The organism is Methylobacterium sp. FW306-05-D (assembly GCF_058782155.1).
On sequence record NZ_JBYSXL010000022.1, the window covers coordinates 18,655 to 42,088 of the forward strand.

Sequence of the window (23,434 nt, forward strand, 5' to 3'; positions counted from 1 at the left end):
TTGTCCGGTCTGGCGCCGCGCGCGGCGCCCCCGGGTCGCCGAACCCATCCTCAAGATTCCATCCACCAAGAGGAATGCGCATGCCGACGGACCTCCCGAACGAGCGCAGCATCCGCCCGGCCGGCTCCATGGAGCTCGATCCCTCGGCCGAGGGCGTCGCCATCGACGAGACCCGGCGCCTGATCGCCTCGAACAAGGTCGAGGGCACGGCAGCCTATAGCCGCGAGGGCGAGTCGATCGGCACGGTCTACAACTTCATGGTCGACAAGGTCTCGGGCCAGGTCGCCTACGCCGTCATCGCGTTCGGCGGCTTCCTCGGTCTCGGCGAGAGCTACCATCCCGTGCCCTGGCGGGCGCTGACCTACAGCGTCGAGCTCGGCGGCTACATCGTCGACATCGACCGCGACACCCTGGCGGGCGCGCCGACCCATGGCCCCGGCGAGGACCCCTTCGCCGATCCGGCCTTCGGCGAGCGCGTCGATGGCCATTACGGTGGCGCGAAGGTGCCCACCGCCTGAGGCGCCGAGGGGGGGCTTCAGCTCTCGGGCCGCGCCAGGATCCGGTCGAAGTCGAGGAGCGCCGTCTCGATGACGATCTGCGTGCGGCTGATCACCTCGAGCTTGCGCAGGATCTCGGAGACATGCGCCTTCACGGTGGAATCCCCGACCTGAAGCTCGTGCGCGATCTGCTTGTTGAGCTTGCCCTGGCGGATCATCACGAGCACCCGTACCTGCTGGGGCGTCAGGCTCGCGACCCGCTCGGCGATTGGCGCCTTGCGGGCCGATGGGGGGGCGAGCGTCCCGCTCGTCAGGCTGGCCGGCACCGAGAGGCCTCCCGCCAGCACGTCCGCGATGGCCCGCGTCAGCGTGGCCTTGTCGACGGCCTTCGGCACGAAGCCGGCCGCGCCGTGGTCGAGCGCCTCGCGGATGATGCGCGGATCCTCCAGGCCCGAGACGACGAGGATCGGCACCCGCGGCGCCTGGGCCCGGATCGCCAGCAATCCCTCGAAGCCGGTGACGCCCTGCATCGACAGGTCGAGGAGGATGATCTCGATGGCGGGCTGGGCCGCCAGCACCGCGCAGGCGCCGGCGATGCCGTCGGCCTCGTGCCGCGTCGCGTCCGGGTAGGCGAGGCCCACGGCACTGGCGAGCGCGTCGCGAAACAGCGGATGATCGTCGACGATGAGGAGATGCATGCCCGTTCCGCCCGGTGCGCGCGCCCCTGTCCCGGAGCTGTTCGGTGCCGCATTGCGCCGGTACCGGCCGACCGCCATACTCGTGTCATCGCGTAGAACCGGGCGTCAAGTGCGGCCCGCGTCGAGACAGCGGGGGAACGCGACGTGGCAGGGGGGACGCAGATGCGCACGCATCTGTGCGGCATCACGACGACCTGGACGGACGCCGCCACGGCCGAGGCGGCGGTCGCCGAGATCGGCGCGGCCGTCGGCCCGCGCCCCGTCGCCCAGATCGTGGCCTTCTTCTCGGCGGATTACGACGTCGAGACCCTCAATCGTGCCCTCTGCGCACGCTTTCCCGAGGCGGGCATCGCCGGCTGCACCATGTCGGGCGGCATCTCGCCGGCCGGCGGCCTCGACCGCGGCCTCGTCGTCATCGCCTTCCCGAAGGCGGGCTTCCGCATCGTCTCGACGCTGCTGGACGCCATCGACCACCTCGACGTGGAGCGGACCGCCTCCAGCGTGCGGGCCCTGCGCCGGAGCCTCGACGGCGCGGGCGCCGATCCGCCCTCCGGGCGCCGCTTCGCCCTCTCGCTCATCGACGGGCTCACCAACGCGGAGGAGACGGTGGTCTCGGCCATTGCCTGGGCCCTCGACGGCATTCCCCTCGTGGGTGGCTCGGCGGGGGACGACCTCACCTTCCGCGAGACCGTGCTGCTCCATGACGGCCGCATCCACCGGCGCGCCGCCGTGCTGCTGCTGGTCGAGACGGATTTCCCGATCCAGATCTTCAAGAGCGACAATTTCGAGCCCACCGACACGAAGTTCGTGGTCACCGCATCGGATGACGAGCAGCGCACCGTGCACGAGCTCAACGCCGAGCCGGCGGCGCGCGAATACGCCATGGCGGTGGGCCTCGATCCCGAGCGGCTCTCGCCGATGAGCTTCGCCGCCTATCCCCTCGCGGTGAAGGTGGGCGGCGAGTATTTCTGCCGGTCGATCCGGCGCATGAACGCCGATGGCTCGCTCAGCTTCTTCTGCGCCATCGACGAGGGGGTCGTACTCACCCTGGCGCGCCCCCGCGACATCGTGGCGGCGACGGAGGCCGAACTCGCGCGTCTCGACGCGGCCCTGGGCGGCATCGATCTCGTCATCGGGTTCGAATGCGTGCTGCGCCGCCTCGACGCCGAGAGCCGGCAGGTGCGCCACGGCATCGTCGACCTCTACCGGCGCTACGACATCGTCGGCTTCGACACCTACGGCGAGCAGTACCGGTCGATGCACCTCAACCAGACCTTCACCGGCATCGCGATCGGACGAGGCGAACCGGAGTCGGGCGAGGCGGGCCACCGCGGAGCCGGACCATGATCGTCCCGCCGTCGGCGGCCGCCCCGCCCGCCGCGGGGGAAGACGCGAACCTGCAGCGGATCGCCAAGCTGGAACGCATCAACGCGGCCCTGATGGCCCATGTCGAGCGCAGCATGGACCAGCAGGGCGGCGCCTATTCCCTGTTCCAGACCGCCACCATGCTGGAGGGCCGCGTCCGCACCCGCACGGAGGAGCTGACCGGGCTGATGCACCGTCTGGAGCGCTCCAACGAAGCCCTGGTGGCCGCCAAGGAGGAGGCGGAGAACGCCAACCGCTCCAAGACCCGCTTCCTCGCCGCCGCCAGCCACGACCTCCTCCAGCCCCTCAACGCGGCCCGGCTCTCGGCCTCGGCCCTGGCCGACCTCCCCCTGGGGCCGGAGGCGGCGGCGATCTCGGGCCAGATCGAGCGCGGGCTCCAGATCATCGAGGACCTGATCAAGACCCTCCTCGACATCTCGAAGCTCGATGCCGGTGTGGTGCGCCCGGTGATCAAGCCGGTGAGCCTCGGCGAGATTCTCTCCGGTATCGTCGCGAGCTTCCGGCCCTTCGCCGAGCGAAAGGGCCTGCGCCTCGCCCTGCGCGGGCCCGACCTCGTGGTGGCCAGCGATCCGATGCTGCTCCAGCGCATCCTGCAGAACCTCGTCTCGAACGCCATCCGCTACACCCGGCAGGGCGGCGTGCTGGTGGCGGTCCGGCGGCGCGGGGACGCCTGCCGCATCGAGGTGCTCGACACGGGCTGCGGCATCGCCCCGGCGGAGCAGGACCTCGTCTTCGAGGAATTCTTCCGCGGCGGCGCGGAAGGCGAGGGGGGCGAGCCGGGCCTCGGCCTCGGCCTCTCCATCGTGCGCCGCATGGCCCAGGCCCTCGACCATCCCCTCGCCCTCGCCTCGCGGGTCGGTCGCGGCACCCGCATGACCCTGACCGTGCCGGTGAGCCCGACGCCGCCGGAGCGCGCGGCTCCGGCGGTCCCGGTGGCGACCCGGCTGACGGGCGCGCGGGTCTTGGTGGTGGAGAACGACCCGCCCACGGCCGATGCCCTGGAGCGGCTGCTGCGGGCCTGGGACGCCGAGGTCTCCGTCCACCGCGACCTCGCCGCGGTCGAGGCGGCGTGCGCGGCCGACTTAAGCCCGCCCGATCTCTTCATCCTCGACTATCATCTCGACAACGGCGCCTGCGGGCTCGACGTGGCGACCCGTCTCCGGGACCGCACCGGGTCCCGTCTGCCGGTGATCGTCACCACGGCCGATCACTCCCCCGAGATCGAGGCGCAGGTCGCCGCCCTCGGGGGCCAACTCGTCCACAAGCCGGTCCGGCCGGCCCAGTTGCGGGCGCTCCTGACCTACTTGCTGGCGTAGGGGCATATCCCGCGCGGCGCACCCAAAGAGTATTTTGAATAATCTTGGCCGTTCCGGAGGCATCGTTCCGTTTTGGTGGCGCTCGGAGGGAGAAACGGGAAATCTTCTGCCGCCCGCGTTGAGTTCAGTTTGATCCTCGATTGAAAAATTTGCATTGCACCAAGATCAAATTGCGCTGCAACGACACTTGAAGTGCCCTTGCGGAGATTCCTGGTGATCTTTACCCTGGCCCGCCAGAACAAGACTTCCCCATGCGCCCCGCTACAGGCTCCGACCTGTCGCCCGTCGTCGGCCTGGGGTGTGGAGGACGGCCCGGTTCATGAAGAAAAACAAGGTCATCACGGCCGGCGAGGCGATCGCGCTGATCCGGCACAACGACGTGGTCACCACGACGGGCTTCGTCCAGAGCTGTATTCCCGAAGCCCTGCACGCGGCCCTGGAGAAGCGCTTCGTCGACACCGGCGCGCCCCGCGACCTCACCCTGATCATGACGGCGGGGGCCGGTGACAGCAAAGGCCTCGGCACCGGGCGCCTGCACCACGAGGGCCTGCTCAAGCGCGTCATCGCGGCCAATTTCGGCCGGATGCCGAAGGTCGCCAAGGCCGCGCAGGAGAACAAGATCCTCGGCTACAACCTGCCCCAGGGCGTGATCTCCCAGCTCTACCGGGCCTGCGCCGCCGGCCAGCCGGGACTGTTCTCGAAGGTGGGCCTGCACACCTATGTCGATCCGCGCCACGGCGGCGCCCGGGTCAACACCGTGACCCAGGACGAGATCGTCAAGCTCGTGGAGGTCGATGGCGAGGAGTGGCTGTTCTACACCGCCACCAAGATCGACGTGGCCTTCATCCGCGGCACCTCCGCCGACCCGTCGGGCAACATCTCCTTCGAGAAGGAGGCACTGACGCTGGATTGCCTCGCTCAGGCCATGGCCGCCCGCAACAACGGCGGTATCGTCATCGCCCAGGTCGAGCGTATCGTCGACGACGGCTTCCTGCTGCCCAAGGACGTCCGCGTCCCCGGCATCCTGGTGGATTGCGTCGTCCTGGCCGAGCCCGAGATGCACCGCATGAACTACGGCGTGCAGCACGATGCGGCGCTGGCCGGCCAGATCCGCGTCCCCGTGAGCGGCATGAAGAAGATGCCCCTCGATGCCCGCAAGGTCATCGCCCGGCGCGCGGCCTTCGAATTGCCGCCCAACGGCGTCGTCAACCTCGGCGTCGGCGCCCCCGAGGGCATCTCGGCGGTGGCCAACGAGGAGAAGGTCACCCCCTACATCACCCTGACCACCGAGGCCGGTGCGGTGGGCGGGGTGCTGGCCTCCGGGTCGAGCTTCGGCGCGGCGACGAATGCCGACTGCGTCATCGACCAGAACCAGATGTTCGACTTCTACGACGGCGGCGGCCTCGACATGACCTGCCTGGGTCTGGCCGAGTGCGACCAGCACGGCAACGTCAACACCAGCATGTTCGGCGGCCGTCTCAACGGCTGCGGCGGCTTCATCAACATCAGCCAGAACGCGCGCTCCGTGGTCTTCGCCGGCACCTTCACGGTGGGCGGCCTGGAGACCGTGATCGAGGACGGAAAGCTCCGGATCGTCACGGAAGGCCGCTCGCAGAAGTTCCTGCCGCAGGTGGAGCAGATCACCTTCAGCGGGCACTATGCGCAGATGCGCTCGCAGCCGGTCATCTACGTCACCGAGCGCTGCGTCTTTCAGCTCACCGACGAGGGCCTGGAGCTGATCGAGGTGGCGCCGGGCATCGACATCGAGCGGGACATCCTACCCCACATGGGGTTCCGGCCGATCATCAAGCAGCCGATGCCGATGGACGCGCGCCTGTTCCGCGACGAGCCGATGGAACTGCTGGCCGACCTGCTCAACCTCAACCTGGCCGAGCGCGTGAGCTACGATTCCGAGCGCAACATCCTGTTCGTGAACCTGGAGGGCTGGCACGCCCGGGCCAAGAGCGACCTCGACGACCTGCGCATGGTGCTGGTGGGCGCTTGCAAGAAGGCCGGCCAGCGGGTCAACACGGTCGTCAACCACGACGGGTTCCGCATCAACGAGAACCTGTACGACGACTACGCGCACATGATCCAATACCTGCAGGCGAACTACTATCTCACCACCACGCGCTACGCGACCAGCGCCTTCCTGCGCCTCAAGATGGAGGAGGCCCTCAACCGCCGCGGTCTCGCCCCGCACGTCTTCGAGCGCAAGGAGGACGCGCACGCCTTCCTCGAGGGCGCCGGCAAGGTCCGCCGCGCCTCGACGGCCATCGCCTCGGCGGCGTGAGCCGGGGCGCGAGGCCGGACTAGGCGCCGGCATCGCGCCACGGTGAGGCGCGCTCATGGTGCTTGCGTCGGCGTCCCCGCGCCGGCACAACCGGTCCGTGCCGCCCCCTCGTCCCAGCCTGCCGGCCCTCGGCGCTTTCCTGGCGATCGCCAAGCATCGCAGCTTCCGGCGGGCGGGTCTCGATCTGGGCGTCAGTGCATCGGCCCTGAGCCATGCCCTGAAGGGCCTGGAGACGCAGCTCGGCGTCCGCCTCCTCAACCGGACCAACCGGAGCGTCACCCTCACCGCCGCCGGCGAGGACCTCTTCGCGTCCCTCGACGGACCCTTCGCGGCGATCGGGCAGGCCATCGAGGCGCTCAACCGCCATCGCGGCGCGCCGGCCGGGCGCGTGCGCCTCAACGTGCCGGAGCACGCCAGCACGCTCCTCTTGGGTCCGGTCCTCCCGGTTTTCCTCGAACGCTACCCGGGCATCGCCATCGATCTGCGCGTGTCGAACAGCCTGCTCGACGTCGTCGAAGCGGGTGCCGATGCCGGAATCCGCTACGGCGACACGGTCCCGGAGGACATGATCACCCAGCGCCTTTCCGCCGACCTCCGCTGGGTCGTGGTCGGCGCGCCCGCCTATCTGGAGCGCTTCGGGACGCCGGCGCATCCCAACGACCTCCTCGCCCATCGCGGCCTTCGCATCCGGCTCGGCGACGACCGCATCTATCGCTGGGAATTCGAGCGGCGCGGCGAGGCTGTCGCCGTCGATGTGCCGGGGGCGCTGACTCTCGACGATACCGGCCTCGCCATCGCGCTCGCCCGGGCCGGCGCCGGCCTCGCCTACCTGCCCGAACCCTGCGTGACGCCGCTGATCCGCGAGGGCGCGCTCCGGTGCGTGCTCGGAGACTGGTCCCCGGTCGGCGCCGGTTTCCACCTCTATTATCCGGGGCGCCGGCAGCTTCCGACCGGACTGCGCCTGCTCATCGCCCTCATCCGCGAGATGCGGCCGCTCGGTCTCTAGGATGCCTCTGATCGGCCGGGCACGATGAACGCCCCTCATCGCTCCGATGAGGGGCTGCCCGCTCACGCCCCCCGGCCGCCCCGCCTAAATCCAGGCGGGCGCTCCGGGACGAGGGGCCGATGGCGACGCGGCCATCGGGACACCCTCCGGATCCGGGGCGCCCAGCTCCCCGAACCCGTAAGGTCCCGCCATGTCCCGTCCCGATCGTTTCACCGGCCGCGTCGCCTTCGTCACCGGAGCCGCCAGCGGCATCGGGCGTGCCACCGCCGTGGCCTTCGCCGAGGAGGGGGCCCGCGTCGCCATCCTCGACCGGTCGAGGGAGGCCCTGCAAAGGACCGCAGAGGCGGTCCGGGAGGCCGGCGCCGAGGTGCTGGTCCTCGCCTGCGACATCGCACGGCCCGAGGAGGTCGCGGCGGCGGTCGCCGAGACCGTCGCAACCTTCGGCCGGCTCGACATCGCCTTCAACAATGCCGGCGTGGAGAACGTCGCCGCGCCGGTGGCGGAGATCGCGCTCGAGGACTGGGACCGCATCCTCGACATCAACCTGCGCGGCACCTTCGTCTGCATGAAGCATGAGATCGCGCAGATGCTGCGTCAGGGCGGCGGGGTCATCGTCAACACCGCGTCGGGCGCCGGCATCCGCGGCGTCGCGGGCGGCGCCGGCTACGCCGCCTCGAAGCACGCCGTCATCGGCCTCACCAAGTCGGCCGCCCTCGACTATGCCACCGCGAACATCCGGGTGAACGCCGTCCTGCCGGGCAACATCGCGACGCCGATGATGGACCGCTTCACCGGAGGCGACCTCCGGAAGGCGATCGACCTGGAGCCGGTCGGGCGCCTGGGCCGGCCGGAGGAGATCGCCGAGGCGGTGCTGTGGATGAGTGCCGATCTCGGTGCCTTCGTCACCGGCGCCGCGATCTCGGTCGATGGCGGCTGGTCGCTCTGAGCGTCCGGGCCGCGGATCACATCGGTCCGACAGGGGCGGTCGCGCAGTTGCGGGGTGTGCCGCGGCCTGAGAAGACGGTGGGATGATCGTCCGTTCGCGCCCCAGCCTCTTCGACATCCTGTTCACCCTGCGGGGCTCGATCCTGCCGCAGGTGGCGCTCAAGGTCCTGGGGATCACCGCGATCGCGGTGGGCGTGGTCGCGGTGGAGCGGCGCTGGCCCGAGGCGTTCCCGATCACCGCCGGCGTCGGGCCCTTCACCCTGATCGGCATCGCCTTGTCGATCTTCCTGAGCTTCCGCAACAGCGCCTGCTACGACCGCTGGTGGGAGGGCCGCCGCGCCTGGGGCAGCCTCGTGGTCGAGGCGCGGGGCCTCGCCCGGCTCGTCAATGCCCTGCTGCCCGGCGAGGCCGAGACGGCCCTGCGTGGGCGCTGCCTGCGGCGTCTCTCGGCCTTCGCGCACGCCCTGCACGCGCAACTGCGCGGGGGCACGCCGAGTGCGGCCGCCGGGCCCTGGCTTCCCGCCGACGAAGCAGCTGCGCTGGTCCTGCATCCGAGCGCCGCGGATGCGGTGCTCGCCGGCCTCACCGGCGATCTCGCGGAGGCCTATCACCGGGGCGTCCTCACCGACGTGCTTCTCGCCGCCCTGGAGCACAAGATCGCCGCCTTGGCGCAGGTCCAGGTCGTGTGCGAGCGCATCCAGAACACGCCGTTGCCCTTCGCCTACACCCTGCTCCTCTACCGCACGGCCTGGATCTACTGCCTGCTGCTGCCCTTCGGCCTCGCGGCGTCCCTGGGCTGGGCGACGCCGGTGGCGACGGCCCTCGTCGCCTACACCTTCTTCGGCCTCGATGCGCTCGGCGACGAGCTTGAGGAGCCCTTCGGCCTCGCGCCGAACGACCTGCCCCTCGACGCGCTGCTGCACACCATCGACGGCATCGTCCTCGACGCCCTGGGTGAGACCGCGCCGCCGCCCCGGATGCCGGAACGCTTCCTGCTGACGTGAGGGCGCCGCCGCGTGCATCCGAGGGTGCCGGCCCGGTCCGGCTGAGGTCCGGGAGGGGCGCAGAACCAGCCGGGGACGCGAGACAGGCGGCCTTTGCGCAGGGTTATTTCAGCGGCAGGAACACCTCCGCGACCGCCTCGTGCTCCGGCACCTCCGGGAAGAACGAGAGGCGCTGGCAGTAGAGCGGGAAATCCCGCGCCTCCTCACCGCTGGCCGGGAGCCACGTGCGATCGAGATAGCGTGCGGGAGGCTCCAGGTTGTCGGTGCTGCCAACGACCCGCAGCACCGCGCAGCGTCCGCCGGGGATTTCGCCGACCCTGATTGGCGTCCCGTTCGCCGCGATCGGCTGGTCGGTTCCGACACAGAGGTCAACGCGATAGTCGGCCGGCGACGCGGGACGCCGCTCGGACCGCCAGACGTTGAAGGTCGGGTTCGTGCCGGGGTGCAAGCCAGCGGCCTTCCGCCATTCGATGAATTGCCGAAGGGTGGTACCGAGCGCCGCTGGATCACCGCGGTGCTCCATGATCGCCACCCGCGTCGATGGTACGTCGCGGATCGTCACATCGTCGGGCGTGAATGGTCTCGGCATGAGCTTGGTCCTTGCGTTGTCGAGTGGCCCGAAGGCCGCAAGCCACGATCCCCAGTCGGGAGCCTTGCTGAAGGACGACGGCGATTGCCCAAACCGTTGCCGAAAGGCGCGGGCGAAGGCGTCTGGTGCGTCGTAGCCGGCATCCATCGCGATTTCAGTGACGCTTTGGGCGTCCCTGTAGGCCAGCCGGTAGGAAGCGCGCTTCATGCGAGCAAGCTGAACGTAGCGGTGCACGGACAACCCGAAGGTCGCCGTGAACTGCCGATGGAAGTGGAACTTCGAGAAAGCCGCGATGGCGCTGACCGTCTCCAGGCCGAGATCGTCGTCCAAGTGCCGATCGATGTGATCCAGCACCCTGCGCATCCGGGCGTGGTAGTTTCTGAGCGCTGCACGCATCGTCCCAACCTTCGTGGCGCGACCAGCTAGGCGCACACGGGCATGGCTCGCTCGACCGATCTTGCGGTTCGGGCGGCGGCTGTAGGCTGCTTCGAAGTCTGTTCGCGGGCGGCCGTATCCTGGCGTGAAGGGCAGCTTCGGGTCGACGGCGGGCACCTCCCGAAGCGTCCGCCGTCGACCCGAGCCGCTCAGTATTCCCAGAAGATCCGCTGCAACTCCTTGGTGTCCTGCGTCTTCGTGAGCGCCACGGCGGCGAGGATCTTGGCCTTCTGCGGGTTCAGGTCGTGGGCCACCACCCAGTCGTACTTGTCGTCGGGCTGCTCGGCGTTGCGCAGGACGAAGCCGTCGCCGACGCGGGACGAGCGGATGATCTGCACGCCCTTGGAACGGAGGTCCTTAAGGGTGTCGACGAGGTAGCCGGCCACCGAGCCGTTGCCGGTGCCCGCATGGATGATTGCCTTGGCGCCCCCCGCCACGGCCGTGGTGTAGGGCTCCGGGTGCATGTTGCCGGAGCCGTACACGATGGCGACCTCGGGCAGGCTGTCGATGCCGTCGATGTCGAACTCGGAGGTGGTGCCGTGGCGCTTGACCGGCGCGCGGAACCAGTAGGTCTTGCCCTCCACCACCATGCCCAGCGGACCCCACTGGCTGAAGAAGGCCGAGGGCTTGATGTTGACGCGCTTGGTGGTGTCGCGCCCGGCCTGGATCTCGTCGTTCATGGTCAGGAGCACGCCCTTGGCGCGAGCATCCTTGGCGCCCGCCACCGTGACGGCGTCCAGGAGGTTGAGGGCGCCGTCCGCCGAGATCGCGGTGGAGGGGCGCATCGAGGCCACCATCACGATGGGCTTGTCGGTCTTCACCACGAGGTCGAGGAAGTAGGCCGTCTCCTCCACCGTGTCGGTGCCGTGGGTGATGACGACGCCGTCGACATCGTCGCGCTTCACCAGGGCGGAGACCTTCTTGGCGAGCTCGATGAGCTGCGCGTTGGTGAAGCTCTCCGAGGCGATCTGGAAGGCCTGCTCGCCGCGCACGTCCGCCACCGCGGCGATGGCGGGCACCGCGGCGATCAGCTTGTCCACCGGCACCTTGGCGGCCTGGTAGGTGGCGCTGTTGGCCGCATCCGCGCCGGCCCCCGCAATGGTGCCGCCGGTGGCGACGATGACGACGCGGGGCTTGGCCGTGGCTGCGGGCGCCGTGGCCGTCGCGCCGGGCTTGGCCGGGATCGGCCCCTCCAGCGCGCGCGCAGGCAGGACGGTGCCGGCCATCAGGGCCATCAGGGCGATCGGCAGGGTACGGCGCATGGGGATTCTCGGGTCGTTTCGGGAGCCGCATTGTGGCGCCGCACACCGGCGAGGCCCAGCCGAAAAACGCGGCTGTGGCGGATCAAACCCGAGGCATCGCGGAAAATGTCACCCGTGGCGGCTCGATCGCGCGCTGCCGGGCTCCTGTGGGGTCCGCCTCGCTCGGAAGATCCGGCGGGGGCCTTGCACACCCGCGCGTCCGGAGCGAGGAGGCTGACGCGGTGCTGCGGGGATCGAGCGGAACGAACCGATCATGACCATCGATCACATCGATCTGTCCCGGGTCGACCTCAACCTGCTCGTCGCCCTCGATGCGCTTCTGGCGGAGCGCAGCGTCACCCGGGCCGCCGCCCGCATCGGCATCGGCCAGTCGGCGATGAGCAGCAGCCTCGCGCGCCTGCGCACCCTGTTCTCCGACGAGCTCCTGACGCGGGCGCCCGAGGGCATGCGCCCGACCCCGCGGGCCTTGGCCCTCGCCGAGCCGGTGCGGACCCTGCTGCGGCAGATCCAGGCGCTGGTGCGGCGCGATGCCGAGTTCGATCCGGCGACCGTGACCCGCACCTTCACCATCGGCTTGCCTGACAGCGCCGAGGTGCTGATCGGCCCGCGCCTCCTCGCCCACCTTCGGAGGGAGGCGCCGGGCATCAGCCTGCTCCTGCGCTCCATCGACCGGATCCGCATCCTGCAGGAGCTCGATGCCGACCGGGTCGACCTCGGCATCGGCTTCTTCTCGGACGGGCAGACCCACCACAAGCAGCGCCTGCTCTACCGCGACAGCTACCTCTGCATGTTCAACGCCGACCTCGTCGGCCTGGCGCCGCCGATCTCGCTCGACGACTACCTGCGCTTTCCGCACGTGCTCACCAGCCTGAAGGAGACCGCCTACGGCGTGGTCGACGATGCCCTGGCGCGGCTCGGGCGCCGGCGCACCCTGGCGGCGACGACGCCGCGCTTCCTCGCGGTGCCGTTCCTGGTACGCAGCGCCCCCGTGCTGACCACCATGCACGCCCGGCTCGCGACCTTCTTCGCGGGGGCGCTCGGCCTCACCGTGAGCCCGGCTCCGGTGGACCTGGAGGACGTCGCGATCTCGATGCTGTGGCACGCCTCCTACGACGACGACCCCGCCCATCGCTGGCTGCGACGGACCCTCCGCACCCTGGTGGAGGAGCCGACCGGGACGATCTGATCACCGGACGCCGGCGCGCAGCCACGGAAGCGGCACAATCCTGCGCGATTTGCCATCGCACGTGAGGATTCGCACGGATGTGATTCGTTCGCGGGCGGGGTTCGTTACCGTTCATCAACCGTTCGGTGATTCCCTCCGACAGTGACGCTTCTGGATTTGCACAGGCTCTTCGGGATCAAAGGAACGGAGCTATGAAGAACTCGCTGGTCGCGGCCCTCGTGGCCGCCACGGTCGCCGTCGCGGCGATCCCGGGCGCCCAGGCGCGCGATGGCATCAGCCCGGGTGGCGCGGCCGCCCTCGGCGTGCTCGGCGGCCTCGCCGTCGGCGGCGCCATCGCCTCGTCGCAGAACGATGGCGGCTACTACCCCGGCCGCCCGGTCTACCGGGCCCCGCGCCCGGTCTATGTCGAGGAAGAGGTGTGCCACATGGAGCGCCGCGGCTACGTCGACGCCTACGGCTACGAGCACGTCCGCCGCGTCCGCGTCTGCGAATAGGCCACGCCTCCCGACGCGACGACCGCGCCGTTCCGGCACGGTCGGCATCCCTGAATGAACGACGGCTCCGCCTTCCCGGCGGGGCCGTCGTCGTTTGCGGGGACCGTCCGGCGGACCTCGCGCCGGGCGGCCCGGAACATGTAATTGTATTAGTTCTAAAATGTTGCACCGTAAGCACGTCGTAAAAGGGAAAGGTTTTGCCCGGTACTTCGCTCGTTGACGGGCCACACTTTTTGTTTCACCTGACAAAAATACATTTGGCCATAGGTTGAAACGTGCCTCGCTCGTCCGTGCTTTCCTGCGTGCAACCGTCGATTGGTCCGTTCAGCTTGCGGGCGACGCTGTTCTGCTCGGTGGCTGCTCTCGCCATCGGTGCCGTTTCTTCGGCGACGGCGCAGCAATCCAGCCCGCCGAGCGCGTCGAGCGTGACCCTGGATACCCTGGAGGTCGTCGGCGACCGCCGGGGCGGCACCGCGATCGGCGCGGCCGAGGACCCGCGCGGACCCGTCGCCGGCTACGTCGCGACCCGCTCCGTCTCCAGCACCAAGACCGACACCGCGATCATCCGGACGCCGCAGGCGATCTCGGTGGTGGGGCGCCAGCAGATCGACGACCAGAAGCCGGCCTCGCTCGCCGAGGCCACGCGCTACGCGCCGGGCGTGCGCGGCGAGACCTTCGGCGCCGACCCGCGCAACGACTGGTTCCTGATCCGCGGCTTCACCGCCCAGGAATCCGGGTACTTCCTCGACGGGCTGCAGCTGTTCACCTCCGCCTTCGCCACCTGGAAGCTCGAACCCTTCGGCCTGGAGCGGCTCGAGATCCTGCGCGGTCCGAATTCCGGCCTCTACGGCGGCGCCAGCCCCGGCGGCATCATCAACGCGGTGAGCAAGCGGCCGCCGATCGTGCCGATCCGCTACGTCGAGACCGGTGTCGACAATTACGGCAACGCCTATGCGGGCTTCGACATCGGCGGGCCGGTGGACGCGCCGGGCACCGAGGGCAAGCTGTTCTATCGGCTCGTCGGCCTCGGCCGGGCGGGCGGTACGCAGGTGGACTACGTCAACAACGACCGCTTCTTCTTCGCGCCCTCGATCACCTGGAAGCCCGACGCCGACACCTCCCTCACCGTCCTCGCCCAGGTGCAGCGCGACCGCGCCGGCACGCAGAACTTCCTGCCCTACGAGGGCACGGTGACGCCGGCCCCCTTCGGCTTCATCAAGACGAGCCGCTTCACCGGCGACCCGGCGACCGACCGCCTGACGCGGGCCCAGGATTTCGTGGGCTACGAATTCGAGCACCGCTTCGACAACGACATCAAGTTCCGTCAGAACGCCCGTCACGGCAGCGTGAGCGTCAACCTCGCCAACCGCTTCGGCGTCGGTTACGCGACCACCCCGGCCGCAGGCGACCTCGGTCGGTTCGACTTCCTGGCGCGTAACACCGGCGTGCAGAGCGACATCGACAACCAGATCATCATCCCGTTCCGGACGGGTGATTTCGGGCACACGCTGCTTGCCGGCTTCGAGTACCGCCGCTACCAGCTCGACGACTTCCAAGTGGGCGGCAGTGGCCCGTCCCTGAATCTCATCCGGCCGATTTACCCGAACACGCCGCTCAACCTGTCCGGTACCTTCAACAACTCGGTCGTCACCCAGAACCAGTTCTCCGCCTACTTGCAGGATGAGATCACGTTCGGCAATTTCACCTTGCTGCTCACGGGTCGCAACGACTGGGTTGCGACCGACAACGATCCCCGTACCCCCAACGCCATCGGCCAGAGCCGTGACGTCAGCGCCTTCACCGGCCGCGCCGCTCTCATCTACAACGACGAGTCGGGTCTAGCGCCCTACGTCTCCTACGCACAAGGCTTCACACCGCTCGTCGGGGTCAACACCTCCCTCCAGCAGCTCTTTCTGCCCGAGAAGAGCGAGCAGACCGAGGTCGGTCTAAAATATAAGCCCCCTGGTTTCGACGGATACTTTGCTGCCGCCTTGTTCGACCTTACCCGTACGAACGTGCTGACAGCGAACCCGGCGAACGTACTTCAGTCCATTCAGACGGGCGCGGTCAACTCGCGCGGTGTGGAAGTAGAGGCCGTGGCCAACCTTGCACCTGGCTTGCGTGCCGTGGCATCCTACACCGCCTACGACCTCGCTGTGACCCGTGACGGGACCGCGGCCAATATCGGCAAGGTCCTGGTCAATACGCCGGAGCAGTACGGCTCGCTCTTCGTTGACTATACGATCCAGAGCGGAGATCTGCGCGGGCTGGGCTTTGGCGGAGGCGTGCGCGGCGTCGGGCGCTCCTTTGCCGACCAGCTGAACCAGTTCCGCGTACCGGGTTACGTCGTCGGCGACCTCGTCGCTCATTACGACTGGGAAGGTTGGCGCTTCGCCCTCAACGTTGCGAACGTCTCGGACGAGCGCATCGTGAGCAGCTGCAATTCGGTCACGGCCTGCTACTACGGCGAGCGCCGCCGGGTGCTGGGCAGCATCGGCTACCGCTGGTAGCCGTCAAGACCGGCCCGTAGGGGCCCCTTCAGAGCGGCTGGTACGTGTGCTCCTCGGCCGGGAAGGTGCCGGAGCGGACCTCCTCGGCGTAGTCCTTCACCGCGGCCTCGATCTGGCCGCGCAGGGTGCCGAAGCGCTTCACGAATTTCGGCACGCGGTCGCTCAGGCCCAGCATGTCCTCGAGGACGAGGATCTGCCCGTCGCAGGCCATGGTGGCGCCGATGCCGATGGTGGGCGTGGTGATGTCGGGGGAGGTGGCGATGGCCCGGGCCACCGGCTCGACGATGCCCTCCATCACGATGGCGAAGGCGCCGGCGTCGTTGATGGCGCGGGCATCGGCCATCAGGCGGCGCTCGCCATCGGCCTCGCGGCCCTGCACCTTGAAGCCGCCCATGGTGTTCACCGACTGGGGCGTGAGGCCGATATGGCCCATCACCGGCACGCCGCGCTCCACCAGGAAGGCCACGGTCTCCGCGAAACGCGCGCCGCCCTCCATCTTGATCGCTCCGGCACCCGTCTCCTTGAGCACGCGGGCGGCGTTGAGGAAGGCCTGCTGCGGGCTCGCCTCGTAGGAGCCGAACGGCATGTCGACCACGACGAGGGCGCGCGAGGTGCCCCGGATCACCGCCTGCGCCTGGACGATCATCATCTCCAGCGTCACCGGCAAGGTCGATTCCATGCCGTGCATCAGCATGCCGAGGGAATCGCCCACGAGGATGAAGTCGCAGTAGGGGTCGAGGATGCCGGCGGTGTGGGCGTGGTAGGCGGTCAGCGCGATGATCTTGCGCCCCTCGGCCTTGCGCTTGGCCAGGTCGATCGCGCGGATGCGGCGGGACTGAACGGCTTGCGACATGCGACTCCACCCGGCTGGTGCGGACCGCCGGAACGCGGCGGGCCGTCTGCTGGTGGCGTCTCTATACACGGCCTCGCCGACGAGCGCGCGCGCCGAAGATGACGGTCGCACGGCATTGTCGCCATGAGGCGATGGCCCGGTCTCGCGCCCGGAAGGATCTGATTGTCCGAATGGTATACCAGATGTCGGATGACTCGGCGCAGCAATGTCCGGCAAAGACAACTATGCCGAAAGTCTTGCCCAGGGCTCGATAGCAGCGATGGCGTCGCTGCTCCGTGCTCTCTCCGGGCGTTTCCTCCCTAGACTTTCGGGCGCCGCTGGATGCCTTTATTCCGCCACAACAGGACCGCTGTCAACGGTGGTGGCACTGGTATTCCTGCACAGGCGTGCTGATAAATTGAGCGTGGCCGCGGGACCCGGAAACATCGTGCTCTGCGAGCCGGTACGCTCCACCCGCGTGTCGCCCGGGCGGCTGCCTCAGCGTTGCGCGTCGGTCCCGGCGCGGGCGCTCCAGGCGGGGTCCTCGGAGATCACCGTGGTCGGGTGGCGCTCCTGCCAGCCCTCGATGCCCTCGGGGAACCAGTGCACGCGGGTATAGCCCTGGAGCACCAGCCGCTTGGCCGCGTTCCAGCTGCCCCAGCACTCCGGGTGGCAGAAGGCCACGACGGCCCGGCCCTTGTCGCCTCCGGTCAGTTCCGCGACGCGCTTCAGGAACAGGGCTTCCCGGGCCGGGTCGAGAGGCGCGGCGCCGGCATTGGCCATCCAGACCGCGCCGGGGACCGAGCGGTGGGCCGGCAGCCAGGGCCGGTCGTCCGGAAACCCCGCCGGGCGCCGGTCGGCCAGCGACACGTCGAGGAGCACCGGCCGGTCGCGGGCGATCAGGGCATCGAGGGCGTCGATGTCGATGACGCTGGCCCCGGCCAGGGTCGCGGGGGTGTAGCCCCGCTGCGGCCCGGTCCAGATGCCGTCCGGCTCCGGCACGTTCACGGGGGAATCCGCTGGGCTGGCCGCCGCCAGGAGGAGCAGGGCGGTGCCTGCCGCCGCGATCCGGAGGAGCTGCTGCCGCATCGCCCGCTCAGTTCGTCGCGCTCGGCGCCGTGAAGCTGTGCTCCCAGCGGCCGTTCTGATTGTCGGTGGCGACCACCTTGATCGGCCCCTGGCCCTCGGGCCGCAGGCCGAAATTGATCACCGGGTTCGAGGCGATCGAGATGTCCCCGTCGAGGGTCAGCACGGCCTGGTCGCCGCGGGTGATCGCGACCTTGTTGATGTAGCGGGCCGGGGTGTAGTCGCGGGTGATCTGGTTCATCTGCATGCCGCTGAAGTTCGGATGGCGGATCATCAGCGTCGCCTCCACCGGGCGTCCGGGCTGGCCTTCCGCGAATTTCAGCTTCATGTCGCCCATGCCCTTCATCGCCTCCTCGTCGCTCATGCCCATGGGGGCCGAGCAGCCGCCCGACGCCTTCACGAACTTCGTCGTCTCGAAGAGCTGCCCGTCCTTGGTCTCCACCACCGCGTGGATGTTGGTGTAGTTGTTGACCCGCACCCGGAGCTTGATCTCGCCGGCATCCGCCCCCGGGCCGAAGGCGATGTGAGCGGCGTAGGGCGAGGGATTGTCGTCGATGACGAGGTGGACGCCGGCGATCCGGTCCTTCTCGGGCATCGTCAGGGTGATCGGCACCAGGGCGGCGTCCATCGCCCGCACCGGGGCGTCGATCTTCACCAAGCTGTCGGTGGGCGCGATTCGGCGGTCCCCGAAGATCGACGCCTGGATCTCCTTCCAACGCGCGAGGCGCTCGGATTCGTCGTCGCTCGCGCCGGCGGCATGGACCGCGCTCGGACGGAGCGCGGTGCCGGCGGTGGCCAGGGGCAGGGCGAGGGTCAGCGCCGCGAGGACGGAGCGGACGAGGACGGGTTTGGCTGGGCGCGTCACGGCGTTTCTCCTGGTGAACGATCGTTGTCGAATCTTTGCATCATCATGTGGCGTGGGCGATGCCGGGCTCAAGTTGCCGGCTCATTCCCATTCCAGTTCCTTGAAGGCCTGGGTGACGTTGCGGCCGTTATAGGTGTCGAACAGGACCCACCGGTCGCGCTCCGACTGGCCGACGGTCTGCACCGCCTTCTCGATCGGTACGTCCGCCGCGATGGCCTTCCGGGTCTCGTCCCGGAGCGTCGCGAGGTAGCGGGTGAGGTCGTCCAGGGCGGGCGCGAGGTCGACCAGCCGTGGCCCGTGGCCCGGAACGGCCTTGGCGGCCCCCATCGCGCGCAGGCGGTCCGCCTCCTTGAGCCAGCCGAGGAGGCTGCCGTCGAGGGAGGGGATGCGGGTCACGAAGAGGAGGTCGGCGGGAAACAGGATGCCGCTCGCCGAGTCGCGCATGGAGAGGTCGCAGTTCGTATGCGCCGCGCCGTGGGCGGTGAAGCGCAAGGTTCGCCCGCCGAGATCCACCGCGGCGCCATCCGCCACCTCCAGGGTGGGATAAACCACGCGGCCGGCCTGGTCGGCACCCAGGATCTCGGCGAGGCGGCCGCGGTAGTATTCGCCCCGGGCGTCGAGGGCGGCGCGCAGGGCATGGTGGCCGACATAGACCGGGTTGTCCTCGGCGAAGGCCGACGCCCCGAAGCAATGGTCCGGGTGGACATGGGTCAGCACCACGTGACTGACCGGCTTGTCGGTGCGCTTCCGGATCTCCGCGCGCAGCCAGGCTCCGTCGGCGAGGCTCCCGCCCGACTCGGTGACGAGCACGGACCGGTCGCCAACGATGAAGCCGATATTGGCGATGGCGTCGTTGTTCTCCGGGGTCGCCTCGGCGTCGGGGCCGCGCCGGATGAAGATGCCGGGGCCGACCTCCTGCAGGTCGAAACCCTCGGCGGACCGTCCGAGGGTGGGCAGGCAGCACAGGCACAGGCCACCGAACAGGGCGCTGCGCCGCGTGCTGCTCCAGCGTGATCGGCCGGCATCCGCCCGCATCGTCGTCCTCCGTTTTGTTATTCTACCAATTAGTAGGTAGATTTTTTGCCGCGTCAACGGCATAAGCCGGGAGGCCGGCTGCCGACCGATCACGGCTGCGCGTGCGGGCACCGGCGGACGAGGGCGGCGGTCCACCAGGAGACGACCAGTCGATGAGGGATACCCGTGCCGAGCTGTTGCTGCAGGCCGAGACCCTGGTGCGGCGCCGGGGCTATGCCGGCTTCAGCTACGCGGACCTCGCCGAAACGGTCGGGATCCGCAAGGCGAGCATCCACCACCACTTCGCCACCAAGTCCGACCTCGCCCACGCCCTCGTGGAGGCCTACGACGCCCGCTACGACGCGGAACTGGCCGAGATCCGGGCCGGCGAGCCGGACGCGATCGGCCGGATCGCCGCCTACGGGGCGCTCTATCTCGGCGGCGTCGAGGCGGGCCTCGGCTGCCTCTGTGCCGTCCTGGCCATCGAGGGAGACGCCCTGCCGGATTCCTTGCGCGCCGACATCGCCCGCTTCTTCAAGAAGCACATCGCATGGCTGGAGGGCGTGCTCGCCGAGGGCATCGCCGCGGGGTGCATCCGCGCCTCCGCCGAGCCCGGACCCAGCGCCCGCATGGTGATCGCCGCCCTCGAGGGGGGTCTCCTCATGGAGCGCCTGCTCGCCGGGCCGACGGGCTTTCGCGGCACGCTCGCGGCGCTCTGCGACGGTCTACGGGCCGGCGGGGTTGCGTCCGGTCGGGGTTCCATCCCACCGAACTGATACAATATAACAGGCTGCAGCGACGCCTCCCGCGCCATCGACGAAGAGCGACCATGTCCGACAGCCCGAACACCGCCTCCGCCAAGATCCCCGTCACCGTGCTCACCGGCTACCTGGGGGCGGGCAAGACCACGCTCCTGAACCGCATCCTCACCGAGAACCACGGCAAGCGCTACGCGGTGATCGTCAACGAGTTCGGCGAGATCGGCATCGACAACGACCTCATCATCGGCGCCGACGAGGAGGTGTTCGAGATGAACAACGGCTGCGTCTGCTGCACCGTGCGCGGCGACCTCATCCGCATCATGGACGGCCTGGTGAAGCGGCGCGGCAAGTTCGACGCGATCATCGTCGAGACCACGGGCCTGGCCGATCCCGCCCCCGTCGCCCAGACCTTCTTCATCGACGAGGATGTGGGCGCCGCCGCCCGCCTCGACGCGGTGGTGACGGTGGCCGACGCCAAGTGGCTCTCGGACCGCCTCAAGGACGCGCCCGAGGCCAAGAACCAGATCGCCTTCGCGGACGTGATCCTGCTCAACAAGGCCGACCTCGTGGAGGAGGCCGATCTCGCCCGGGTCGAGGCCCAGATCCGGGCGATCAATCCCTACGCCAAGGTCCACCGCACCGAGCGCTGCGCGGTGCCCCTCGAGGCGGTGCTGGAGCGCAACGCCTTCGATCTCGGCCGCATCCTCGATATCGAGCCCGACTTCCTGGAGGAGGGCCATCACCATCACCACGACGACGACATGCAGTCGGTCTCGGCCAGCATCGACGGGCCCGTGGACCCGGAGAAGTTCATGCCCTGGATCTCGACCCTGACCCAGGTCCAGGGCCCCGACATCCTGCGCTGCAAGGGCATCGTCGCCTTCCCGAACGAGCCGCAGCGCTTCGTCTTCCAGGGCGTGCACCAGATCCTCGACGGCGACCTCCAGGGTCCGTGGAAGGACGGCGAGCCCCGGGTGTCCCGCGTGGTCTTCATCGGCCGCAAGCTCGACCCGGCGGAGATCCGGGCCGGGTTCGAGGATTGCCGGGCGGCCTGATCGACCTCAGGCGGCCTTCACGCCGGCCAGGAACGCCGACACTTCCTGCCCGAGGTTCTCGGAGTAGCGCGACAGTTCCTTCGCGGCGCCGAGGACCTGGGTGGCGGCGGCCCCGGTGGAACTCGCTCCGGTCCGCACGGTCTCGATGCTGCTCGTCACCTCCTGGGTGCCCTGTGCGGCCTCCTGGACGTTGCGGGCGATCTCCCGGGTGGCGGCCCCCTGCTCCTCCATCGCGGCGGCGATGCCGTTGGAATAGGTCGACATGTCGGCGATGGTCCTGCCGATGCGGGTGATGTCGGACACGACCTCGCCGGTCGCGTCCTGGATCTGGCCGATCTTGGTCCGGATGTCCTCCGTGGCCCGCGTCGTCTGTCCGGCGAGTTCCTTGACCTCCGTGGCCACCACGGCGAAGCCGCGGCCCGCCTCGCCGGCCCGCGCCGCCTCGATGGTGGCATTGAGCGCGAGCAGGTTGGTCTGGCCGGCGATGGTCGAGATGATCGAGACGACGTCGGTGATGCTGTCGGCGACCTCCGTCAGCCGCTTCACCGTGGTCTCGGTGCGGCGGGTGTCCTCAACGGCCTGGGTGGCCTTGATGGAGGACTGGCTCACCTGGGTCACGATCTCCTGAATCGAGGCGGACATCTCCTCGCTGGCGGCGGCGACCGTATGGACGTTGGCGGAGGTCTCCTCCGCCGCGGTCGCCACCGTGGTGGCCTGACGGATCGACTGGTCGGCGGTGGCCGAGAGCGACTGTGCGGTGGCCTCCATCTCGGTGGCGGCGCCCGCCAGTCCCTGGGTCAGGGTCGAGACGTTGGCCTCGAACCGCTCGGTCAGGTCGCTGAGGATCTCCGCCCGGCGCATCTTGGTCCGGTTCTCCGCCTCCTGCTCCGCCGCGAGTCGGCGCGCATCGATCGCGTTGCGCTTGAATACCTCGAGGGAGCGCGCGAGCAGGCCGATCTCGTCCTTGCGATCGGTGCCCTCGACGGCGATGTCGAGGTCGCCCGCGGCGAGCCGGGACATCGCGGCCGTCATGTCCTTGACGGGCCGCGTAATCCCCCCGACGACGATGACGACCGCAATGGCCAGCGCCGCCAGGAGGCCCACGACGGCCGAACCGATCAGCAGCATCGACGCCGAGGAAGCGCGCTCTTCGGCGCGGTCGCTGCTGGCCTTCAACTCCTGATCGATCGCCGCGATCCGCTGCGAGATCTGCTCGCGCAGTTTCGCGCGCAGGGGTGAGGCCTCCTCCTGCGCGATCTTCATCCCGGCCTGACGGTCGTTCTTCAGGCCGGCTTCCGTCGCGCGGGCGAGGACGGCGAAATAGGCGTTCACCGCGTCCCGAAGCGCGGTGTTCGTCGCCACCCGTTCCGGCGTGTCGGCCAACTTCGCGAGGCTCGCCTGGGCTTCCAGCGCCGACCGGACCGCCGCCGCCTCTTTGGCCGTGTAGCCGGCCATCTTCGCGGCGGCCGTCTCCAGCAGGATGTTCCGGTTCTGGACGGTCGCTTCGGTGAGGCCGATCTGCAGGTTGAGAACAAGGCCCTGTCGCGCGGTCTGGACGTTCACGATCTCCTGCGTCTGAGCGGCGATCATCGCCATCGAATGGCGCGCATAGGCCACGAGCCCCGCGGCGACCAGCGCCGTCAGCGCCAGCGGAATGATGATCTTGGTCAAAATGCTTAGATTACTGAACGATCTCATCGGGGTTTCCTAATTCGTCGGAGGTTGACCGAATTGAGATGAGTTGCGCCAGTTAAAGTATAACACTAAATTAATATAAAGGCGTTGGGCGGCACCGCGGATCATACCTGCGCTTGTGTGTATTCGGATGTCTTGAAACCGATGATCCGAGTCGAAGATGTTTTCCCGGAGAGGATTCGTTTTCATAACGAAAGTCGTGGCCGGAACTCGGCGCAGATGTTGTCCGGCGGGACAATGAAGAGCCTGCGCCGTCATCCGGTAGAGTGTGACGTCGGGGATCGTTGCGGCGGCTCGGAAACGATGGCCTCCGGTCGAGCGCGCGGTCCGCCGAACCGATCGTCCTGCGCGCACGAGTCCGGATCTTCGCGCTTGGCCAGCGGAGGCGACGGCAGCGGATGACCGGGCCGGATGCAAGGATTGGTTTACCATTCCGGCACAGGATCGAATCCGTGCCGGCCCGAGGCTGCCGGCCGCGTTCGGCTGCCCCGTTCGGGCGCCGTGA

The 23,434-nt window shown here is 69.1% G+C and carries 20 protein-coding genes; 12 read left to right on the top strand and 8 right to left on the bottom strand.

Features of this window, described 5'->3' with window-relative positions:
- Positions 1 to 80: 80 nt before the first annotated feature.
- Entirely contained in the window at positions 81 to 518 is a 438-nt protein-coding gene (locus AC3WLN_RS10180; RefSeq protein ID WP_492480910.1) for a PRC-barrel domain-containing protein, read from the top strand.
- Between the two features lie 17 nt (positions 519 to 535).
- Here AC3WLN_RS10180 and AC3WLN_RS10185 read toward each other — a convergent pair whose 3' ends face one another.
- Positions 536 to 1,195, bottom strand: a complete 660-nt coding sequence (locus AC3WLN_RS10185) for a response regulator (protein ID WP_492480912.1) — start codon at positions 1,193 to 1,195, stop codon at positions 536 to 538.
- A gap of 162 nt (positions 1,196 to 1,357) precedes the next feature.
- Between AC3WLN_RS10185 and AC3WLN_RS10190 the strand changes: the two genes are divergently transcribed.
- The 6 genes from AC3WLN_RS10190 to AC3WLN_RS10215 all read left to right on the top strand — a co-directional run bounded on the left by AC3WLN_RS10190 (position 1,358) and on the right by AC3WLN_RS10215 (position 9,145).
- Entirely contained in the window at positions 1,358 to 2,542 is a 1,185-nt protein-coding gene (locus AC3WLN_RS10190) for an FIST N-terminal domain-containing protein (protein WP_492480914.1), read from the top strand.
- Entirely contained in the window at positions 2,539 to 3,897 is a 1,359-nt protein-coding gene (locus AC3WLN_RS10195; RefSeq protein ID WP_492480915.1) for an ATP-binding response regulator, read from the top strand. The genes AC3WLN_RS10190 and AC3WLN_RS10195 overlap by 4 nt, the downstream gene beginning before the upstream one ends.
- A gap of 319 nt (positions 3,898 to 4,216) precedes the next feature.
- On the top strand, positions 4,217 to 6,190 hold the full coding sequence (locus tag AC3WLN_RS10200) for an acyl CoA:acetate/3-ketoacid CoA transferase (protein ID WP_492480917.1): 1,974 nt from the start codon (positions 4,217 to 4,219) through the stop codon (positions 6,188 to 6,190).
- Between the two features lie 97 nt (positions 6,191 to 6,287).
- The gene (locus AC3WLN_RS10205; RefSeq protein ID WP_492480919.1) at positions 6,288 to 7,196 is read left to right on the top strand and encodes a LysR family transcriptional regulator; all 909 of its coding nucleotides are present in this window, start codon (positions 6,288 to 6,290) and stop codon (positions 7,194 to 7,196) included.
- Between the two features lie 190 nt (positions 7,197 to 7,386).
- Positions 7,387 to 8,142 (top strand): glucose 1-dehydrogenase, encoded by a 756-nt coding sequence (locus tag AC3WLN_RS10210; protein WP_492480921.1) that lies wholly within the window; start codon positions 7,387 to 7,389, stop codon positions 8,140 to 8,142.
- A gap of 82 nt (positions 8,143 to 8,224) precedes the next feature.
- On the top strand, positions 8,225 to 9,145 hold the full coding sequence (locus tag AC3WLN_RS10215; RefSeq protein ID WP_492480923.1) for a bestrophin family protein: 921 nt from the start codon (positions 8,225 to 8,227) through the stop codon (positions 9,143 to 9,145).
- Between the two features lie 103 nt (positions 9,146 to 9,248).
- Here the strand turns inward: AC3WLN_RS10215 and AC3WLN_RS10220 are convergent, their stop codons facing one another.
- Both AC3WLN_RS10220 and AC3WLN_RS10225 read right to left on the bottom strand, forming a co-directional pair.
- Positions 9,249 to 10,130, bottom strand: coding sequence for an AraC family transcriptional regulator (locus AC3WLN_RS10220; protein ID WP_492480925.1), 882 nt, complete (start codon positions 10,128 to 10,130; stop codon positions 9,249 to 9,251).
- Between the two features lie 188 nt (positions 10,131 to 10,318).
- Positions 10,319 to 11,431, bottom strand: a complete 1,113-nt coding sequence (locus AC3WLN_RS10225; RefSeq protein WP_492480926.1) for a type II asparaginase — start codon at positions 11,429 to 11,431, stop codon at positions 10,319 to 10,321.
- A 253-nt stretch (positions 11,432 to 11,684) separates the two neighbouring features.
- Here AC3WLN_RS10225 and AC3WLN_RS10230 point away from each other — a divergent pair, with 253 nt between their 5' ends.
- From AC3WLN_RS10230 to AC3WLN_RS10240, 3 genes are all read left to right on the top strand, one after another.
- Positions 11,685 to 12,617, top strand: coding sequence for a LysR family transcriptional regulator (locus tag AC3WLN_RS10230; RefSeq protein WP_492480928.1), 933 nt, complete (start codon positions 11,685 to 11,687; stop codon positions 12,615 to 12,617).
- Positions 12,618 to 12,808: 191 nt separating this feature from the next.
- Complete coding sequence (locus tag AC3WLN_RS10235; RefSeq protein ID WP_463772663.1) at positions 12,809 to 13,111, top strand: hypothetical protein; 303 nt, start codon at positions 12,809 to 12,811, stop codon at positions 13,109 to 13,111.
- 425 nt (positions 13,112 to 13,536) lie between these two features.
- Positions 13,537 to 15,621, top strand: a complete 2,085-nt coding sequence (locus AC3WLN_RS10240; protein WP_492480930.1) for a TonB-dependent siderophore receptor — start codon at positions 13,537 to 13,539, stop codon at positions 15,619 to 15,621.
- Positions 15,622 to 15,649: 28 nt separating this feature from the next.
- On the opposite strand, the gene panB is transcribed toward AC3WLN_RS10240, so the two are convergent.
- The 4 genes from panB to AC3WLN_RS10260 form a co-directional block, all read right to left on the bottom strand.
- The gene (panB, locus tag AC3WLN_RS10245) at positions 15,650 to 16,474 is read right to left on the bottom strand and encodes a 3-methyl-2-oxobutanoate hydroxymethyltransferase (RefSeq protein ID WP_056277125.1); all 825 of its coding nucleotides are present in this window, start codon (positions 16,472 to 16,474) and stop codon (positions 15,650 to 15,652) included.
- Positions 16,475 to 16,951: 477 nt separating this feature from the next.
- Entirely contained in the window at positions 16,952 to 17,542 is a 591-nt protein-coding gene (locus tag AC3WLN_RS10250) for a rhodanese-like domain-containing protein (RefSeq protein ID WP_492480933.1), read from the bottom strand.
- Positions 17,543 to 17,549: 7 nt separating this feature from the next.
- Positions 17,550 to 18,404: a quinoprotein dehydrogenase-associated SoxYZ-like carrier gene (locus AC3WLN_RS10255; RefSeq protein ID WP_492480935.1), complete on the bottom strand. Its 855-nt coding sequence runs from the start codon at positions 18,402 to 18,404 to the stop codon at positions 17,550 to 17,552.
- A gap of 81 nt (positions 18,405 to 18,485) precedes the next feature.
- On the bottom strand, positions 18,486 to 19,439 hold the full coding sequence (locus tag AC3WLN_RS10260) for a quinoprotein relay system zinc metallohydrolase 2 (protein WP_492480937.1): 954 nt from the start codon (positions 19,437 to 19,439) through the stop codon (positions 18,486 to 18,488).
- A gap of 152 nt (positions 19,440 to 19,591) precedes the next feature.
- Here AC3WLN_RS10260 and AC3WLN_RS10265 point away from each other — a divergent pair, with 152 nt between their 5' ends.
- Both AC3WLN_RS10265 and AC3WLN_RS10270 read left to right on the top strand, forming a co-directional pair.
- Positions 19,592 to 20,194: a TetR/AcrR family transcriptional regulator gene (locus AC3WLN_RS10265; RefSeq protein WP_492480939.1), complete on the top strand. Its 603-nt coding sequence runs from the start codon at positions 19,592 to 19,594 to the stop codon at positions 20,192 to 20,194.
- Between the two features lie 53 nt (positions 20,195 to 20,247).
- Entirely contained in the window at positions 20,248 to 21,234 is a 987-nt protein-coding gene (locus tag AC3WLN_RS10270) for a CobW family GTP-binding protein (RefSeq protein ID WP_463772686.1), read from the top strand.
- A 6-nt stretch (positions 21,235 to 21,240) separates the two neighbouring features.
- Here the strand turns inward: AC3WLN_RS10270 and AC3WLN_RS10275 are convergent, their stop codons facing one another.
- Complete coding sequence (locus AC3WLN_RS10275; RefSeq protein ID WP_492480941.1) at positions 21,241 to 22,905, bottom strand: methyl-accepting chemotaxis protein; 1,665 nt, start codon at positions 22,903 to 22,905, stop codon at positions 21,241 to 21,243.
- Between the last annotated feature and the right edge of the window lie 529 nt (positions 22,906 to 23,434).

Coding starts and splice junctions, on each gene's coding strand:
- AC3WLN_RS10220 (WP_492480925.1), bottom strand. CDS start 10,130: ATGCGTGCAGCGCTCAGAAACTACCACGCCCGGATGCGCAGGGTGCTG.
- AC3WLN_RS10235 (WP_463772663.1), top strand. CDS start 12,809: ATGAAGAACTCGCTGGTCGCGGCCCTCGTGGCCGCCACGGTCGCCGTC.
- AC3WLN_RS10230 (WP_492480928.1), top strand. CDS start 11,685: ATGACCATCGATCACATCGATCTGTCCCGGGTCGACCTCAACCTGCTC.
- AC3WLN_RS10260 (WP_492480937.1), bottom strand. CDS start 19,439: ATGCGGGCGGATGCCGGCCGATCACGCTGGAGCAGCACGCGGCGCAGC.
- panB (WP_056277125.1), bottom strand. CDS start 16,474: ATGTCGCAAGCCGTTCAGTCCCGCCGCATCCGCGCGATCGACCTGGCC.
- AC3WLN_RS10225 (WP_492480926.1), bottom strand. CDS start 11,431: ATGCGCCGTACCCTGCCGATCGCCCTGATGGCCCTGATGGCCGGCACC.
- AC3WLN_RS10190 (WP_492480914.1), top strand. CDS start 1,358: ATGCGCACGCATCTGTGCGGCATCACGACGACCTGGACGGACGCCGCC.
- AC3WLN_RS10210 (WP_492480921.1), top strand. CDS start 7,387: ATGTCCCGTCCCGATCGTTTCACCGGCCGCGTCGCCTTCGTCACCGGA.
- AC3WLN_RS10200 (WP_492480917.1), top strand. CDS start 4,217: ATGAAGAAAAACAAGGTCATCACGGCCGGCGAGGCGATCGCGCTGATC.
- AC3WLN_RS10250 (WP_492480933.1), bottom strand. CDS start 17,542: ATGCGGCAGCAGCTCCTCCGGATCGCGGCGGCAGGCACCGCCCTGCTC.
- AC3WLN_RS10180 (WP_492480910.1), top strand. CDS start 81: ATGCCGACGGACCTCCCGAACGAGCGCAGCATCCGCCCGGCCGGCTCC.
- AC3WLN_RS10265 (WP_492480939.1), top strand. CDS start 19,592: ATGAGGGATACCCGTGCCGAGCTGTTGCTGCAGGCCGAGACCCTGGTG.
- AC3WLN_RS10215 (WP_492480923.1), top strand. CDS start 8,225: ATGATCGTCCGTTCGCGCCCCAGCCTCTTCGACATCCTGTTCACCCTG.
- AC3WLN_RS10185 (WP_492480912.1), bottom strand. CDS start 1,195: ATGCATCTCCTCATCGTCGACGATCATCCGCTGTTTCGCGACGCGCTC.
- AC3WLN_RS10195 (WP_492480915.1), top strand. CDS start 2,539: ATGATCGTCCCGCCGTCGGCGGCCGCCCCGCCCGCCGCGGGGGAAGAC.
- AC3WLN_RS10270 (WP_463772686.1), top strand. CDS start 20,248: ATGTCCGACAGCCCGAACACCGCCTCCGCCAAGATCCCCGTCACCGTG.